Source organism: Methylobacterium sp. Leaf117 (genome assembly GCF_001422985.1).
Taxonomy (GTDB): domain Bacteria; phylum Pseudomonadota; class Alphaproteobacteria; order Rhizobiales; family Beijerinckiaceae; genus Methylobacterium.
Map to the genome: position 1 here is coordinate 1 of NZ_LMNL01000037.1, position 14337 is coordinate 14337.

Here is a 14337-nt window from a genome sequence, read left to right on the forward strand (position 1 = left end):
GGTGGCATCGAGTACGCGCTCCCCACCGACTCGTTCCTGAACTTCTTCCGTTCCTCGGCCGTCACGCTCAAGGTCGAAGGCCTGTACGTGAACCTCGACAACAACAACCGCAACGCCGGCGTCTACGCCTACGACACCAACAACGTCCTCTACCGCCAGCCCGGCTTCTCCAACCGCAACAGCGGCACCGAGTTCGCCGTCGTCCGCGCCGGCCTGAACTACAAGTTCGGCTCGTACTAGGACCCTAGGACCCGATCCGGCGGCATCTCGCGCGACCCGAACGGGTCGCGCGAGACTTCCTCCAACAAGAAAGCCCGGCCTCGCGGCCGGGCTTTCTTGCGTCTGGCCTCTTCTTCCGTCTGAACCCCAGCGAACGAAGGCGCCGACCGATCACCGGCCGCGCCCCTCCGGAGGTCCGGACGGGCGGGCACAATCCAGCCTCAGATGTCGAGTTCCGCCCCGTCGGCGAAGGCGGCGCGTTCGGAAATGAAGGTGAAGCGGGCCTCGGGCTTGTTGCCCATCAGGCGCTCGACCGCATCGCCGGTGGAATCGCGCGCCTCGTCCAGGACCTCGACCCGCAGCAGCGTACGCTTCTTCGGGTCCATGGTGGTCTCCTTCAGCTGCGCCGGCATCATCTCGCCGAGGCCCTTGAAGCGGCCGATCTCGACCTTGCCGTTCTTGAACACCGTCTTGATCAGCTGGACCTTGTGATCGTCGTCGCGGGCATAGGCGGTCTTGGCGCCCTGGCTGATCCGGTAGAGCGGCGGGATCGCCAGGTAGAGGTGACCGCGATCGATGAGCTTGGGCATCTGCCGGTAGAAGAACGTGATCAGCAGCGAGGCGATGTGGGCGCCGTCGACGTCGGCGTCCGTCATGATGATCACCTTCTCGTAGCGAAGGTCTTCCGAGCGGTAGCTGGTGCCGGTGCCGCAGCCGAGCGCCTGGGTCAGGTCGGAAATCAGCTGGTTAGCGCCGAGTTTGTCGCGGCTGGCCGAGGCCACGTTCAGGATCTTGCCGCGTAGGGGCAGGATCGCCTGGGTGGCGCGGTCGCGCGCCTGCTTGGCCGAACCGCCGGCCGAGTCACCCTCGACGATGAAGATCTCCGAGCCGGCCATGCCGGCCTTGGAGCAATCGGCGAGCTTGCCCGGCAGCCGCAGCTTGCGGGTGGCGGACTTGCGCGCAACCTCCTTCTCCTGCCGCCGGCGCAGGCGCTCCTCCGCCCGGTCGATCACCCAGTCGAGAAGCTTGTTGGCCTGGGCCGGGGAGGCGGCGAGCCAATGGTCGAAGGCGTCGCGGATCGCGGTCTCGACGATGCGCGAGGCCTCGACGGTGGCGAGCTTGTCCTTGGTCTGGCCCTGGAACTCGGGTTCGCGGATGAACACCGAGAGCATCGAGGCGCAGGTCGCCATCACGTCGTCGGTTGTCACCGCAGTCATGCGCTTGGCCTGGCCGACGCGCTCGGCATGCTCGCGCAGGGCCCGCAGCAGGGCGACGCGCAGGCCGCTCTCGTGGGTGCCGCCCTCGGCGGTCGGAATGGTGTTGCAGTAGGAGGCCGAGACACCGTCGTCGGTGACCATCCAGGCGACGGCCCATTCGAGGGAGCCGTGCCCGCCCGGCTTGGTGATCTTGCCCGAGAAGATCGCGTCGGTGACGAGTTCCTTGCCCTCCAGATCGCGGGCGAGATAGTCGCGCAAGCCCCCGGGGAAACGGTGCACGGTCTCGGCCGGCACGTCGTCCAGGCCCTCCAGCAGGGCAGGGGCGCAGCGCCAGCGGATCTCGACTCCGCCGAACAGGTAGGCCTTGGAGCGCGCCATCTTGAAGAGGCGGCGCGGGTCGAACTTGAGGGCGCCGAAGATCTCGGCGTCGGGATGGAAGCGGACCCGCGTCCCGCGCCGATTCTGCACCCGGCCGACGGTTTCCAGCGGCCCCTGCACATGTCCGCGCGAAAAGGTCTGGCGATAGAGGGTCTGGCTGCGGGCGACCTCGACCTCGAGTTCGTCCGAGAGGGCGTTGACCACCGAGATGCCGACGCCGTGCAGACCTCCGGACGTCTCGTAGACCTTCGAGTCGAACTTACCGCCCGCGTGCAGGATGGTCATGATGACCTCCAGGGCGGACTTGGTGGGGTATTTCGGATGCGGATCGACCGGGATGCCGCGGCCGTTATCGGTGACCACGAGGTGGCCGCTCTCCTCCAGCTCCACCTCGATGAAGCTGGCATGGCCCGCCACCGCCTCGTCCATCGAATTGTCGATCACCTCGGCGAAGAGGTGGTGCAGGGCGCGCTCGTCGGTGCCGCCGATATACATGCCGGGGCGGCGGCGCACCGGCTCCAGCCCCTCCAGCACCTCGATGTCGGAGGCGTCGTAGCCGGCTTCGGCCGAGACGGGCGGAAGCGGCGCCACGGCGTCGAGCTTGCGTCGCTCGGCGGGTTTCGAGGCAGGGGGCTTCGGCGCGGGAGGCTTCGGCACAGGAGGCTTGCCGCCGGCGAAGAGATCGCGTGCGGGGTCGCTCACCGGAGCGCCTCGCGCCGGGGATGGTGAGGCCGCGGGCTTCGCGGACCGGATCGCAGAGGGAGACCGTGCAGCATTCGCCTTCATCCTCTCACCATACCGGAACAAACCGGAAACAGAAAGGGGTTCCCGTCTCGCAGGGGCTGGGGCTCGGAGCCTCCGCCGCACGAAACGTACCACCCCATGACATGGTATGGGGGTGGTTAAGAAGGCCTCACCGTGGCGGAGCCGCCTTACGGGCGGGACAGCCCGATCTTTCAGGTCCCGACGCGGCCACCGCCCCGCTTCGTGATCGCCACCACGGCGGGGCGCGGCGGCATCGCCGGGTCGAAGTCGGGCCAGCGGGTGGCGGGCGCCTCGAAGGTGGCGGGCACCGCCTTCGGGTCCTCCTCGTCGGCCTCGCCGGGATGCTGCACGGCCACGAAGAAGGTGGTGTCGTCGGGGGTGAAATAGGGGCCGCACATCTCGGCGCCGTCGGGCACGCGGAAGAAGTGCTTGCCCGTGCCGCGGCCCGCCCCTTCGGTCTCCATCGCCCAGATGCCGTCGTTGCGGCCGGTGCGCGAGGGGGCATTGCCGTCGGTGGCGACCCAGAGCCGGCCGAGCCCGTCGACGGCGCAATTGTCCGGCATGCCGAACCAGCCGTTCGTCGTGGTGGCGGACGAGAAGGTGGCGCCCACCGCAGCGATACCGGGGTCGCCGCAGCGGACCAGGATTTCCCAGGTGAAGCCCGTGGCGGCGTGGTCGCCGTCGTCGGGGGTGAGTTCGACGATGTGGCCGAAACGGTTATCAGCGCGGGGATTGGCGGCGTCCGTCTGGTCGGCCTTGCGCTTCCCGTTGTTGGTCAGCATCACGTAGACCTTGCCGGTCTTGGCGCTGGCCTCGACATCCTCGGGCCGGTCCATCTTGGTGGCCCCGAGCCGGTCGGCGGCGAGCCGGGCGCCGATCACCACGTCGGCTTGGGATGCAAAGCCGTTCTCGGGCGTCAGCGGCCCTTCGCCGAGCACCAGCGGCATCCAGGTGCCGCGCCCGTCGGCCTCGAAGCGGGCAACGTGGAGCGTGCCCGCATCGAGGAGATCGCGGTCGCCGCTGTCGGCCCGCCCGGCGGTGACGAACTTGTAGACGTAGTCGAAGCGCTCGTCGTCGCCCTGATAGATGACGTAGCGGCCGTCCCGGGCGACGATGCCGGCGGCGCCCTCGTGCTTGAAGCGGCCGAGCGCCGTACGCTTCTTTGGGGTCGATTGGGGATCGAACGGGTCGATCTCCACCACCCAACCGAAGCGGTTGGGCTCGTTGGGCGCGCGCGAGACGTCGAAGCGCTCGTGGAATCGGCCCCACGCATAGGCGCCGGCCGGCAGGTTGAAACGCTTGTGGTTGGGGGCCTCGGGCGAGGCCTCCGGCAGCGTGCCGGAGAAGTAGTAGTTGATGTTCTCCTCGCAGGTCAGCCAGGTGCCCCAGGGCGTCGTGCCGCCGGCGCAGTTGTTGATCATGCCGAGAACCGCCCGCCCGCCGGGGTCGGCCGCCGTCTTCATCCGCTCCGTGCCGGCGGCGGGGCCGGTCAGCATCATCGGAGTCTGCGCCGTGATGCGGCGGGCATAGGGCGAATCCGGCACCACCGCCCACCGGCCATCGGTGCGGCGGATCTCGATGACCGAGCCGCCATGGGCCGCCATCTCGATGTCGACGAGGTTCCGGGTCATGCCCTTGAACGCGGCCGCCCGAGTGTCCTGGCGCCCCAGGCCGGGGAACATCAGTTCCTCGTTGGTGTATTCGTGGTTGACCACGAGGAGGCCGTGCGCCGCCGGGTCGGCCGCCCCCGGCATCGGAAAGTAGCCGACGAAGTCGTTGTTGTAGCCGAACTGCTGGGCCTGGGCCGCCGCCGATTGCTGGTGCGGGTCGAAGGTCGGCGCACCGGGCAGCACCGGGTCACCCCAGCGGATCAGGATGTCGGCATCGTGCCCGGCGGCGACGTGATGGTGCGCGTCCGACCCGGCCTCGATTTCTTCGAACGGAAAGCGCGCGCTGGCCGCCTGGGCCGCACCGGCGGCCAGTGCACCCGGCGTCACCACCGCCGCGATGGCGCCGACGCCGAGCAGCCCGCGCAGGAGGTCGCGCCGGTCGAAGCGCGCCGCCACCACGTCGCCGAAGGTCGGGTTGGCGCTGGCGTTCGAGCCGCGATCCTCGGCGGCCTCGGCGGCCTGCGAGCGGGTTCGCGTCGGTTCGGTCATGGGGCGGTCCGTAGAGGCTGGCGGCAGCCTCGCCCGTTAACCCGATCGCATGGCACAGGTGTGACGGCCCGGATCGTGACGGGCGTCCGGGTTCATGGATCGACCACATAGGCGTCGTCGACGGCATGGAGCCGGCAGATCGTGCCGGTGGCACGCGCACAATTCGCGAGGGCGCCGTCGCGCGCCTCAAGGGCCGAAACGCGTCCGGTGCGCCAGCCATATCCGCCCGTGGCGGACACGGCAAAGGCCTTGCTGCCGGGGCTGTCGAGATAAGTCCCGAAAGCGGCCTGCCCGGCAGCGCCGAGGGATTGCGGAGGCTTCAGCGACGAGGGTGTCGAAGGACGGACCGCCGGAAGATGAAGACCCTGCCGGACCAGGAACGCCTCGACGATGGGCATCCAGATGTCCCGACCGTTCGGAGCCGAGAACAGGGCGTGACCATCCGACCCGAAGGCCGGAGCGGCGACGAAGCTGACCTGCCCGCCAGAGTCCTGAAAGGCCGCACGGAACCGCCGCGCCAGAGCCGGCCCGAAATAGCGGTCGTTCTCGGTATAGATCCACAGCATCGGTACGTGAGACCGTCGTCCGAAGGTCCCGAAGGCGCGAACCAGCGCGTCCTCGTCACAGACCGAGTCGGGCGCGCGCGAGCCGCGGCCGCCGGCGAAGCTGATCGCTGCCACGAGACCGGAGGGTGGATCGGCCGTGAGCGCCACGGTGGCGAAGCCTCCGGCCGATTGCCCCACCGCGACGATCCTGGTGATATCGACATCATCGCGGCGGGTCATGAACGCGATCGCCGTCCGGATATCGGCCGCGCCCGCCCGAGCCGATCGGGCGTAATCGGCCTTCTCGCAGGGCCCGGAGCCTTCTGCCCAGGGTCCGACCGAGGTGCCGTAGCCCCGACGCAGCACACTCACGGCGACGAAGCCGCGCCGGGCGAACGCCACCAGTTGCGGCATCATCCCGCGCGCGCTCATGCCGGGGCGGTCGCGCGCCTCACGGGGTGATCCGTGGCTGAGGATGACGAGAGGATGCCGGCCGCCGCCGAGCGGGAGCACCATGACGGCCTCGAGGCTGCCGCCCTCCTGCGCCGCAATCGGTATCCGTAGATCGACGCCGGCATAGTCCGCGGCCCGAAGCGGCGCGCCTGCAACCCAAAGCGCGGCGAGTCCCCCAAGACCCACCAACCGGAACATCACCCAAACGTGCATGGGGCATTCCGCCGTCGATCGGAGGACAGGATGGCTGGACGAAGGGCCTTGGCCCAAGCTCGGGCAGCCTGGCCTCACCCCGTCCGGAACGCAACCGTTCCGGGTCTTCCGTCCTCCACCGAACGTGTCCCTTCAACGGGGACGGTCCGTGAAGGCGCCCGGCGACCGTCGCCGACCATCAAACTCACCCGGCAGAGCGATGACGCGCGTGGATCGCCCCGGAAGCGGCAGGGCGCGCGGGCGGCACGCCAGGACGGCTCTGCGTGCGGATCGGCGCCGCCATCGCCCTCCACGACCGCCAGCCCCCCGGGCGGGTACGGCCCGGAATCAGCCAGGAACCGAAGCGGACCGTTGCCGTTCGGGAGAGCGCCCCGGCCCGCGAACGAGAGGTTTGTCAGGAAACCTCAGCGGTCGCGGGGTGGGACGCAGCCGATGCCGGAGCGGGCGCTCACGCCTTCTTGCGGGCCGCCGCCGTGGGCGTGTCGGCGGCGCTTTTCGCGGGCTTTTTGGCCGCAACCGCCTTCGCCGTCGACTTCGCGGCCGGTTCGTCGCCGTCCGCCGCCTTCTTCGCCGGCGCCTTCTCGGCGGCCGCTTTCTTGGCCGGCGCCTTCTTGGCCGCAGCCTTCTTTGCCGGCGCCTTCTTGGCCGGCGCCTTCGCACCCGCAGCCTTGCGCGCCGGAGCCTTCTTCTTGCCCCCGCCCGCGGCTTCCCGCGCGGCGATCAGCTCCAGCGCCTGGGCGAGCCCGATCTCCTCGGCCGCCAGGGTCTTGGGCAGCGTCGCGTTGGTGCTGCCGTCGGTGACGTAGGGGCCGTACTTGCCCGACTTGACCACGATCGGCTTGCCGGTCTCCGGGTGCTCGCCGAGCGCGCGACCGGGATCGGAGGCCGGACCGCGCCGGCCGCCGCCCTGCTCCTTGGCCACGATGAGGTCGATGGCCCGGTTGGCGCCGATCTCCAGCACGTCGTCGTCGCGCCCGAGATTGGCGTACATCTTGCCGTGCTGCACGTAAGGTCCGAAGCGGCCGAGATTGGCCAGGATCGGTTCGCCGGTCTCCGGGTGCCGCGCCACCTCACGGGGAAGCGACAGCAGCTTCAGGGCCATGTCCAGGTCGACCGAGGACGGGCTGGTGCCCTTCGGGATCGAGGAGCGCTTGGGCTTCGGAGCCTCCTTCTCCGTCGAGGCCTCGCCGAGCTGGACGAAGGGACCGAAGCGGCCGTCCCGCACCGTCACGGGCAGGCCGGACGCGGGATCGTTGCCGAGCACGCGGGTGCCCGGCTGGCCGCCGTTCTCCGAGGAGCCCTCGCCGTCGCCCTCGACGCCGGAGGCGGCGAGCTGACGGGTGTACTTGCACTCCGGGTAGTTCGAGCAGCCCACGAAGGCGCCGAACTTGCCGAGCTTGAGAGAGAGCTGGCCCGAGCCGCAGGTCGGGCAGGTCCGTGGGTTCGAGCCGTCGGCCTTCTCGGGGAAGATATGGGCGCCGAGCAGGTCGTTGAGGGCATCGAGCACCTCGGTGACGCGCAGTTCCTTGGTGCCCAGGATCGCGGCGGAAAAATCACGCCAGAAATCGCGCAGCACCTCGCGCCAGTCGATCTCGGCGTTGGAGACCCGGTCGAGCTGGGTTTCGAGCTCGGCGGTGAAGTCGTACTCCACGTAGCGCTTGAAGAAGCTCTCGAGGAAGCCGGTGACGAGGCGGCCCTTGTCCTCCGCCACCAGGCGCTTCTTCTCGATCCGCACGTATTCGCGGTCGCGCAGGGTCTGCAGCACGGCCGCGTAGGTCGAGGGCCGGCCGATGCCGAGCTCTTCCATGCGCTTGACGAGGCTGGCCTCGGAGTAGCGCGGCGGCGGCTCGGTGAAGTGCTGGGTCGAGGCGATGCGCTCGCGCTTGAGCGGATCGCCCGCGCTCATCGGCGGCAGGCGCCGGCCGTCCTCGTCCTCCTCGTCGTCCTTGCCCTCCTGGTAGAGGGTGAGGAAGCCGTCGAACTTCACCACCTGGCCGGTGGCGCGCAGCTCCAGCTTGCGCGGGCCGACCTGGGCGACGATGTCGACCGTGGTGCGCTCCAGCTCGGCCGATTCCATCTGGCTCGCCACCGTGCGGGTCCAGATCAGCTCGTAGAGCCGGGCCTGCTCGGCATCGACGGTGCGGGCCACCGTCTTCGGCAGGCGGCTCATGTCGGTGGGGCGCACGGCCTCGTGCGCCTCCTGGGCGTTCTTGGCCTTGACGCTGTATTTCCGCGGCGCACCCGGCAGATAGCGCTCGCCGTATTCCTTGCCGATCACCCGGCGCACGTCGGCGATGGCTTCGGGCGCCATGTCGACGCCGTCGGTCCGCATATAGGTGATCAGGCCGACCGTCTCGCCGTCGATCTCGACGCCCTCGTAGAGCTTCTGGGCGGCCCGCATGGTCTGGGCCGGCGCCATTCCGAGCTTGCGCGAGGCCTCCTGCTGCAGGGTCGACGTCGTGAAGGGAGGTGCGGGGTGGCGCTTGGCGGGCTTGGCCTCGACGCTGGCAACCTGGAAGGTCGCCAGTTCGAGGTCACGCTTGAACGCCGCCGCCTCGTCGCCGGTGCCGACGTCGAGGCGCTGGATGCGCTTGCCGTCGGCGCCGGTGAGCCGGGCCTCGAAGCTGGCGCCGGTCTCCGTCGTCAGGGTCGCCACCAGCGACCAGTACTCGCGGGGGCGGAAGACCTCGATCTCGCGCTCGCGCTCGCAGACGAGGCGGAGCGCCACCGATTGCACGCGGCCGGCCGAGCGGGCGCCAGGGAGCTTGCGCCACAGCACCGGCGAGAGGTTGAAGCCCACGAGGTAATCGAGCGCCCGGCGGGCCAGGTAGGCGTCGACCAGGGCCTGGTCGATCTGCCGGGGCTGGCGCATGGCGGTCTCGACCGCCGCCTTGGTGATGGCGTTGAAGGTCACCCGCTCCACGGGTATGCCCTTGAGGGCGCGCCGGGCGGTGAGCGCCTCGACCACGTGCCAGGAGATCGCTTCGCCCTCGCGATCCGGATCGGTGGCGAGAATCAGGCCGTCGGCGCCCTTGAGCGCCCTGACGATATCGGAGACGCGCTTCGATCCCCGGTCGTCGAGCTCCCACAGCATGTGGAAGTCGGCCTCGGGATCGACGGAACCGTCCTTGGCCGGAAGGTCACGGATGTGGCCGAACGAGGCGAGAACCTCGTAATCGCGACCGAGATACTTGTTGATCGTCTTGGCCTTGGCCGGCGACTCGACGACGACGACTTTCATGTGCTGGTACTAGCCTCTCGTCAGGGCCTGACCCACAGCAACGACCGTTCGCAGATTGTGCGGGGGGCGTCGCCACCCGTCCGGAGAGGGGGTCGGCGCCGGGGAGAAGTGGGTCAACCCCGGGGGGAAGTCAAATGATCGGTCCCGCCGCACCGGTCTCACCCTCGTTTGGCGAAGGTCAGGGCTGCATCGAGGGCACCGTTCAGGGTCGTCACCAGCACGTCGGCCGAGAGGGTCCGCCGCAGGCGATCGAGGGAGGCGGGATCGCGCTCGCGCCAGAAGCCGACCAGTACCCGCACGCCGGGAATCGCCCGCCGCGCCTGGCGGACGTTGAGCCGGATCTGCGACAGGCTGACGGGCTCCAGGTAGGAGAAGCACACCAGGGCGATGCCCCCGAGGTCGTCCGGCACCGCCCCGCGGCGCAGGTCCGCCATCGACATCACCTGCGCGGCGAGGCCGTGGCGGTCGAGGATCTGGCCGAGCATGGACGTCGCCGCCTCGTCGAAGGGGCCGCGGCTCGAGACGCAGAGCACGGGCCGGGCCGCCCGCCAACGCGGCGGGAGTTCGTCCGGGCGCAGCACCATGGCGGCGACCTGCCGGTCCGGCCCGATGGCCGCGAAGGCCGCCGACGTCTCCGAATTGCCCGCCGCCTTGGTGGCGGAGCCGCCCTTCCGGCCCGCCGGCACGGTCCCGAGCCGGGTGACCACCGCCCGCAGAGCGGTGCCGACCTCGTCCTGCCGGGTCCGGTCGAGGGTCCCGCGCGAAAGATCCTCCTGCGCCATCAGCAGGCCGGCCAGCACCACCTCGTCGTAGTAGGTGACGAGGGCGCGCGCCTTCAGGAACATCCGGCCCTGGTCGATCGCCTCCTCGGGATCGCCCGCCAGCATGCGCTGGTAGAAGATCTCGGGCGGCGCCAGGGCCGGCCGGTCGCCCAGGATCACGTCCAGGAACCACAGGCGCTCGATGTGCCGGCCCAGAACCACGAGGCAGACGGTGATCGGCGTGGCCAGCACCAGGCCGATCGGCCCCCACAGGAACGCCCACAGGGTGGCGGCCAGGATCACGGCGATCGGCGAGAGGCCGGTGGAATGGCCGTAGAGCAGGGGCTCGATCACGTGGCCGGCGATGGGCTCGACCACGACGAAGAGGGCTGCCGTGGCGATGACCATGCTCCAGCCGGGATCGACGGCGGCGGCCACGATCAGCGGTAGCAGGGCGCTGATCGCGGCGCCGATATAGGGCACGAAGCGCATGATCGCGGCGAGCACCCCGAACAGGATCGGGTTCGGCACCCCGATCCACCACAGCCCGACGCCGATGACGATGCCGAAGGCGATGTTGAGGATGAGCTGGGCCAGAAAGAACCGGCTGAGACGAGCCGCCGCGTCGTCGATGGCCGCCGTGGTCCGCCGCAGATCGCCCGAGCCGGCCAGGCGGATCGCGCGGTTCCGCAGATCCTCCCGCTGCAGCAGGATGAAGATCGTGAAGATCAGGATCAGGCCGGTGGTGGCGAGCGGATGCAGGATCGGCCCCACCACGGCGCCGAGGGTTCCCAGGAGCCCCGCCTTGGCGGAGGCGATCTGCACGTGGAGGGGATGGGCGAGGCTGCCGGCGCTGCCCTCGGGGGTCGTGTTCTTCAGGTCCGGCTGTAGCTCGGCGCTGAGGTCCTGCACCATGTCGACCATGCGCGAGAGCGTGCCGCTCCCGGCCGTCGCCTCCTTCAGGGAGGCGATCTTCTCCCGCATGGTGACCTGATAGCGGGGCAGGTCCGAGGCGAGCTGCGCCGTCTCGTTGGCGATCAGGAGGGCGACACCGAGGAGCGCCCCGAAGGCGGTGAGCACCACGACCAGCACGGCGAGCGCCCGCGGGACCCGGATGCGGCGCAGGAGCCTCACCCCCGGCACCAGGACGAAGCTGAGCAGGATCGCCAGCGTCACCGGCACGAAGATGTCGCGCCCCAGATAGAGCGCCGCCGCGATGGTGATCACGAGGAGGCAGGAGGCCAGGGTCGTGAAGACCGGCATCGCCTGCCGCAGCAGGCGGGCGGTGATGGGATCGTCGCTCATGGATTGGCCGGGTCTCGTGGGGGTGAGCGACGCTGGCGCCGACGATCGGATGTCGGGCGGGACGGGCGACGAAGGGGCGGATGAGGGTCGGGCGAAGCCTGGGACGGGACGGGAGCGGCCGCCTTCAGGGCACCGCGGGCGCCTGCGGTCCGACGGCGGCGTTGATCTGCGTCAGCAGCTTGGAGAAATCCACGGGCTTCGGGTGGTAGTCGTTGCAGCCGGCCTGAATCGCCTTGTCGCGGTCGCCCGACATGGCATGGGCGGTCAGCGCGATGATCGGGATACCCTTGGTGTCGCTGCCGGATTTCAGCACCCGGGCCGCCGACCAGCCGTCGAGAATCGGCAGGTTCATGTCGAGGAGGATGACGTCGGGCTGTCCGGTGCGCGCCTGCTGCACACCGGACTCGCCGTCATGGGCGAGGATCACGTCGTAGCCGCGCCGCTTCAGCCGGCGGGACAGGAAGTCCCAGATCTCCTCGTGATCTTCCACCAGCAGGATTTTCGCCATTGCCCCTGAACCCCTCGAACGTCGCCGGCATCATCACCGCGCAGCCCATCGCACGCCGGACACGCGCCCGGATACCGGTGCCCGAGCAAGACATCAGCCCGGGCCGTCGTGTGAACGCACGATGCGCCGGAACGGTCCATGGCATGCCACGCGATCGAGCGACACAGGGTCCGCGCCGTACCGGCCTGCCTCGGTGCGACGCGATCAGGGGAGGGTGGGCGCCGGCGCCGGGCGATCGAGGCTCGTCTGGGGGCGACGATCGCTCAACGGCCCCCGGGTGCCCGGCAAGAGGCCGCTGTCCTGCAGCCAGATCATCAGGATGATCGAGGCCAACAGGGTCGCGAACGAGGTCAGCCGGCCGATGTAGCGGCGGCGGACGACCATCAGCACCAGGGTCGCGAGCAGCACGAGGGACAGGACGAGGATCAGCATGAGGCCTTCCCGGGCACGCATTCCGGCGCGAATCCGGAGGCCAACGGGACGCAGGCGCCACCCGTTCCCCCCGGCCGGTCCCGCGGAGAAGACCGGGATATCGCAAAAAGCCGCCGGAGAACCGAAAAAATCCCCGGGGAACAAGGCCGCCGGGCCGGACCTTCTCGCGAAGGGCAGCCCCTTTCAAGGCTCCCCCTCTCCCCACAACCAGCCCTGCCCACGCGCAGGAACCCGGTATCGGCCGGATGGAGATCCGCGATGAAGGCATTGTGCTGGCACGGCAAGGGCGACATCCGCTGCGATACGGTCCCGGACCCGCAGATCGAGGATGCGCGCGACGTCATCATCAAGGTGACGAGCTGCGCGATCTGCGGTTCGGACCTCCACCTGATGGACGGCCAGATGCCCACCATGGAGTCCGGCGACGTGCTCGGCCATGAGTTCATGGGCGAGGTGGTCGAGGTCGGGGCCGGCTTCACCAAGTTCCGCAAGGGCGACCGCATCGTGGTGCCCTTCAACATCAATTGCGGCGCGTGCCGGCAGTGCCGGCTCGGCAACTGGTCGGTCTGCGAGCGCTCCAACCGCAATGCCCAGATGGCGGCGGCCCAGTTCGGCTACACCACCGCGGGCCTGTTCGGATACTCGCACCTCACCGGCGGCTACGCGGGCGGACAGGCGGAATACGTCCGCGTGCCGATGGCCGACGTCGCCCCCATGAAGGTGCCGGACGGCATGGACGACGAGTCGGTCCTGTTCCTCACCGACATCCTGCCGACCGGCTGGCAGGCCGCCGAGCATTGCGAGATCAAGGGCGGCGAGATCATCGCGGTCTGGGGCGCCGGCCCCGTCGGCCTGTTCGCGATCCAGTCGGCCAAGATCATGGGCGCCGAGCGCATCATCGCCATCGAGACCGTGCCCGAGCGCATCGCGCTGGCCCGCCGCTACGGCGCCACCGACGTGATCGACTTCATGCAGGAGGACGTCTTCGAGCGCATCCAGGAGATCAGCAAGGGGCAGGGCGCCGACGGCGTCATCGATTGCGTCGGCATGGAGGCCACCGCCGGCCACGGCATCGCCGGGATGCTCAGCACCCTGCAGGAGAAGCTGACCTCGACCGAGCGTCCCTACGTGCTGGCGGAGGCGATCAAGGCGGTGCGGCCCTGCGGCATCGTCTCGGTGCCAGGCGTCTATGGCGGGCCGGTGCCGATCAACATGGGCTCGATCGTCCAGAAGGGCCTGACCCTGAAGAGCGGCCAGACCCACGTGAAGCGCTACCTCGAGACGCTGACGAAGCTGATCCAGGAGGGCCGGTTCGACATGACCGCGATGATCACGCACCGCTCCGCCGACCTCGCCGACGGCCCCGACCTCTACAAGACGTTCCGCGATAAGAAGGACGGCTGCGTGAAGGTGGTCTTCCACCCCAACTGAGTCGCATCGGACCGGAACCGCGGCTCGATCGTATCGATCCCGCTCTAACCCGGTGCCGGCAAAGATCGGAACCGGGTCGCACGCGAATCTCGGCGCGCGATCCGAGGACACGACAGGATATCTCCGTCGTTCTGCTCCCCTGTGCATTGCCGGTCGGCCCCGGCATCCGCTAAAGCCCAGTCATGTCAGACTTGGATTCTCTCCTCGAACGCCTCAAGGACGCTCAGAGGACGCTCATCCTCGAAGCCGCGAAGATCGCCATGCTGCCGCCCGACAGCATGCTGCGGCGCATCGCCGACCTCGAGAACACCATCGCGGCGGTCGAGGCCCTCATCGAGGAACAGGCGCATCGCCGTGGCCGCGCGGCCGAATAGGGCCGGCCCACCGCTGGAAACCCCGGACGGGCGCTACATCGTGGTGCGCGGCCGCCTCTGGCGCCGGACGCGGCCCGACCTCGACCCTGCGCGCCGAGAGGCGCTGGTGGCGGCCCTGATGGACGGGCGCCGGGCCGTGAAGACCGCCAAGGCCGCAGGGGATGGCGGTGCCCTCGCGCAGGCGCGGGCCGCCGTCGATGCCGCCAAGCACGGCCTCGGCGAGCGCGGCCCGGTCTGGTGGACCGACGGGACGCCCGACCTCAACCGGCACATGGCCCGCAACACCCCCTATGCCGACTGGTACGCCGAGGCCGTGGGTGCGGCGGGATAACGCAG

General features: G+C 69.7%; 10 protein-coding genes and 1 pseudogene. 4 read left to right on the plus strand and 7 right to left on the minus strand.

The window, feature by feature from the left end:
• Nucleotides 1-240, plus strand: a pseudogene (locus ASF57_RS26280) (porin family protein); the annotation flags it as partial.
• A gap of 200 nt (nucleotides 241-440) precedes the next feature.
• Here the strand turns inward: ASF57_RS26280 and parE are convergent.
• The 7 genes from parE to ASF57_RS20365 form a co-directional block, all read right to left on the minus strand.
• Nucleotides 441-2516 carry a DNA topoisomerase IV subunit B gene (gene parE / locus ASF57_RS20335; protein WP_056486767.1) on the minus strand — a complete coding sequence of 692 codons (2076 nt, stop codon included), beginning with the start codon at nucleotides 2514-2516 and terminating at the stop codon, nucleotides 441-443.
• A 254-nt stretch (nucleotides 2517-2770) separates the two neighbouring features.
• On the minus strand, nucleotides 2771-4738 hold the full coding sequence (locus ASF57_RS20340; protein WP_056486771.1) for a PhoX family phosphatase: 1968 nt from the start codon (nucleotides 4736-4738) through the stop codon (nucleotides 2771-2773).
• Between the two features lie 92 nt (nucleotides 4739-4830).
• Complete coding sequence (locus ASF57_RS20345; RefSeq protein ID WP_244477044.1) at nucleotides 4831-5949, minus strand: CocE/NonD family hydrolase; 1119 nt, start codon at nucleotides 5947-5949, stop codon at nucleotides 4831-4833.
• Between the two features lie 448 nt (nucleotides 5950-6397).
• On the minus strand, nucleotides 6398-9190 hold the full coding sequence (gene topA, locus ASF57_RS20350; RefSeq protein ID WP_056486776.1) for a type I DNA topoisomerase: 2793 nt from the start codon (nucleotides 9188-9190) through the stop codon (nucleotides 6398-6400).
• A 158-nt stretch (nucleotides 9191-9348) separates the two neighbouring features.
• Nucleotides 9349-11256 carry an AI-2E family transporter gene (locus ASF57_RS20355; RefSeq protein ID WP_056183026.1) on the minus strand — a complete coding sequence of 636 codons (1908 nt, stop codon included), beginning with the start codon at nucleotides 11254-11256 and terminating at the stop codon, nucleotides 9349-9351.
• 124 nt (nucleotides 11257-11380) lie between these two features.
• Nucleotides 11381-11764 carry a response regulator gene (locus ASF57_RS20360; RefSeq protein WP_056183028.1) on the minus strand — a complete coding sequence of 128 codons (384 nt, stop codon included), beginning with the start codon at nucleotides 11762-11764 and terminating at the stop codon, nucleotides 11381-11383.
• A gap of 204 nt (nucleotides 11765-11968) precedes the next feature.
• Complete coding sequence (locus tag ASF57_RS20365) at nucleotides 11969-12196, minus strand: hypothetical protein (RefSeq protein WP_056487449.1); 228 nt, start codon at nucleotides 12194-12196, stop codon at nucleotides 11969-11971.
• 258 nt (nucleotides 12197-12454) lie between these two features.
• Between ASF57_RS20365 and ASF57_RS20370 the strand changes: the two genes are divergently transcribed.
• From ASF57_RS20370 to ASF57_RS20380, 3 genes are all read left to right on the plus strand, one after another.
• A complete protein-coding gene (locus ASF57_RS20370; protein WP_056486779.1) occupies nucleotides 12455-13627 on the plus strand; it encodes a zinc-dependent alcohol dehydrogenase in 1173 nt (390 codons plus the stop codon).
• 182 nt (nucleotides 13628-13809) lie between these two features.
• The gene (locus ASF57_RS20375) at nucleotides 13810-14001 is read left to right on the plus strand and encodes a hypothetical protein (protein ID WP_056183034.1); all 192 of its coding nucleotides are present in this window, start codon (nucleotides 13810-13812) and stop codon (nucleotides 13999-14001) included.
• Nucleotides 13982-14332 (plus strand): hypothetical protein, encoded by a 351-nt coding sequence (locus ASF57_RS20380; RefSeq protein WP_200935904.1) that lies wholly within the window; start codon nucleotides 13982-13984, stop codon nucleotides 14330-14332. Before ASF57_RS20375 ends, ASF57_RS20380 begins: the two co-directional genes overlap by 20 nt.
• Nucleotides 14333-14337 lie beyond the last annotated feature (5 nt).

Bases quoted from the DNA above. Each gene is read 5' to 3' on its own strand.
- ASF57_RS20375 (WP_056183034.1), top strand. From the start codon at position 13,810: ATGTCAGACTTGGATTCTCTCCTCGAACGCCTCAAGGACGCTCAGAGG.
- ASF57_RS20370 (WP_056486779.1), top strand. From the start codon at position 12,455: ATGAAGGCATTGTGCTGGCACGGCAAGGGCGACATCCGCTGCGATACG.
- ASF57_RS20345 (WP_244477044.1), bottom strand. From the start codon at position 5,949: ATGCACGTTTGGGTGATGTTCCGGTTGGTGGGTCTTGGGGGACTCGCC.
- ASF57_RS20340 (WP_056486771.1), bottom strand. From the start codon at position 4,738: ATGACCGAACCGACGCGAACCCGCTCGCAGGCCGCCGAGGCCGCCGAG.
- topA (WP_056486776.1), bottom strand. From the start codon at position 9,190: ATGAAAGTCGTCGTCGTCGAGTCGCCGGCCAAGGCCAAGACGATCAAC.
- ASF57_RS20355 (WP_056183026.1), bottom strand. From the start codon at position 11,256: ATGAGCGACGATCCCATCACCGCCCGCCTGCTGCGGCAGGCGATGCCG.
- ASF57_RS20365 (WP_056487449.1), bottom strand. From the start codon at position 12,196: ATGCTGATCCTCGTCCTGTCCCTCGTGCTGCTCGCGACCCTGGTGCTG.
- ASF57_RS20360 (WP_056183028.1), bottom strand. From the start codon at position 11,764: ATGGCGAAAATCCTGCTGGTGGAAGATCACGAGGAGATCTGGGACTTC.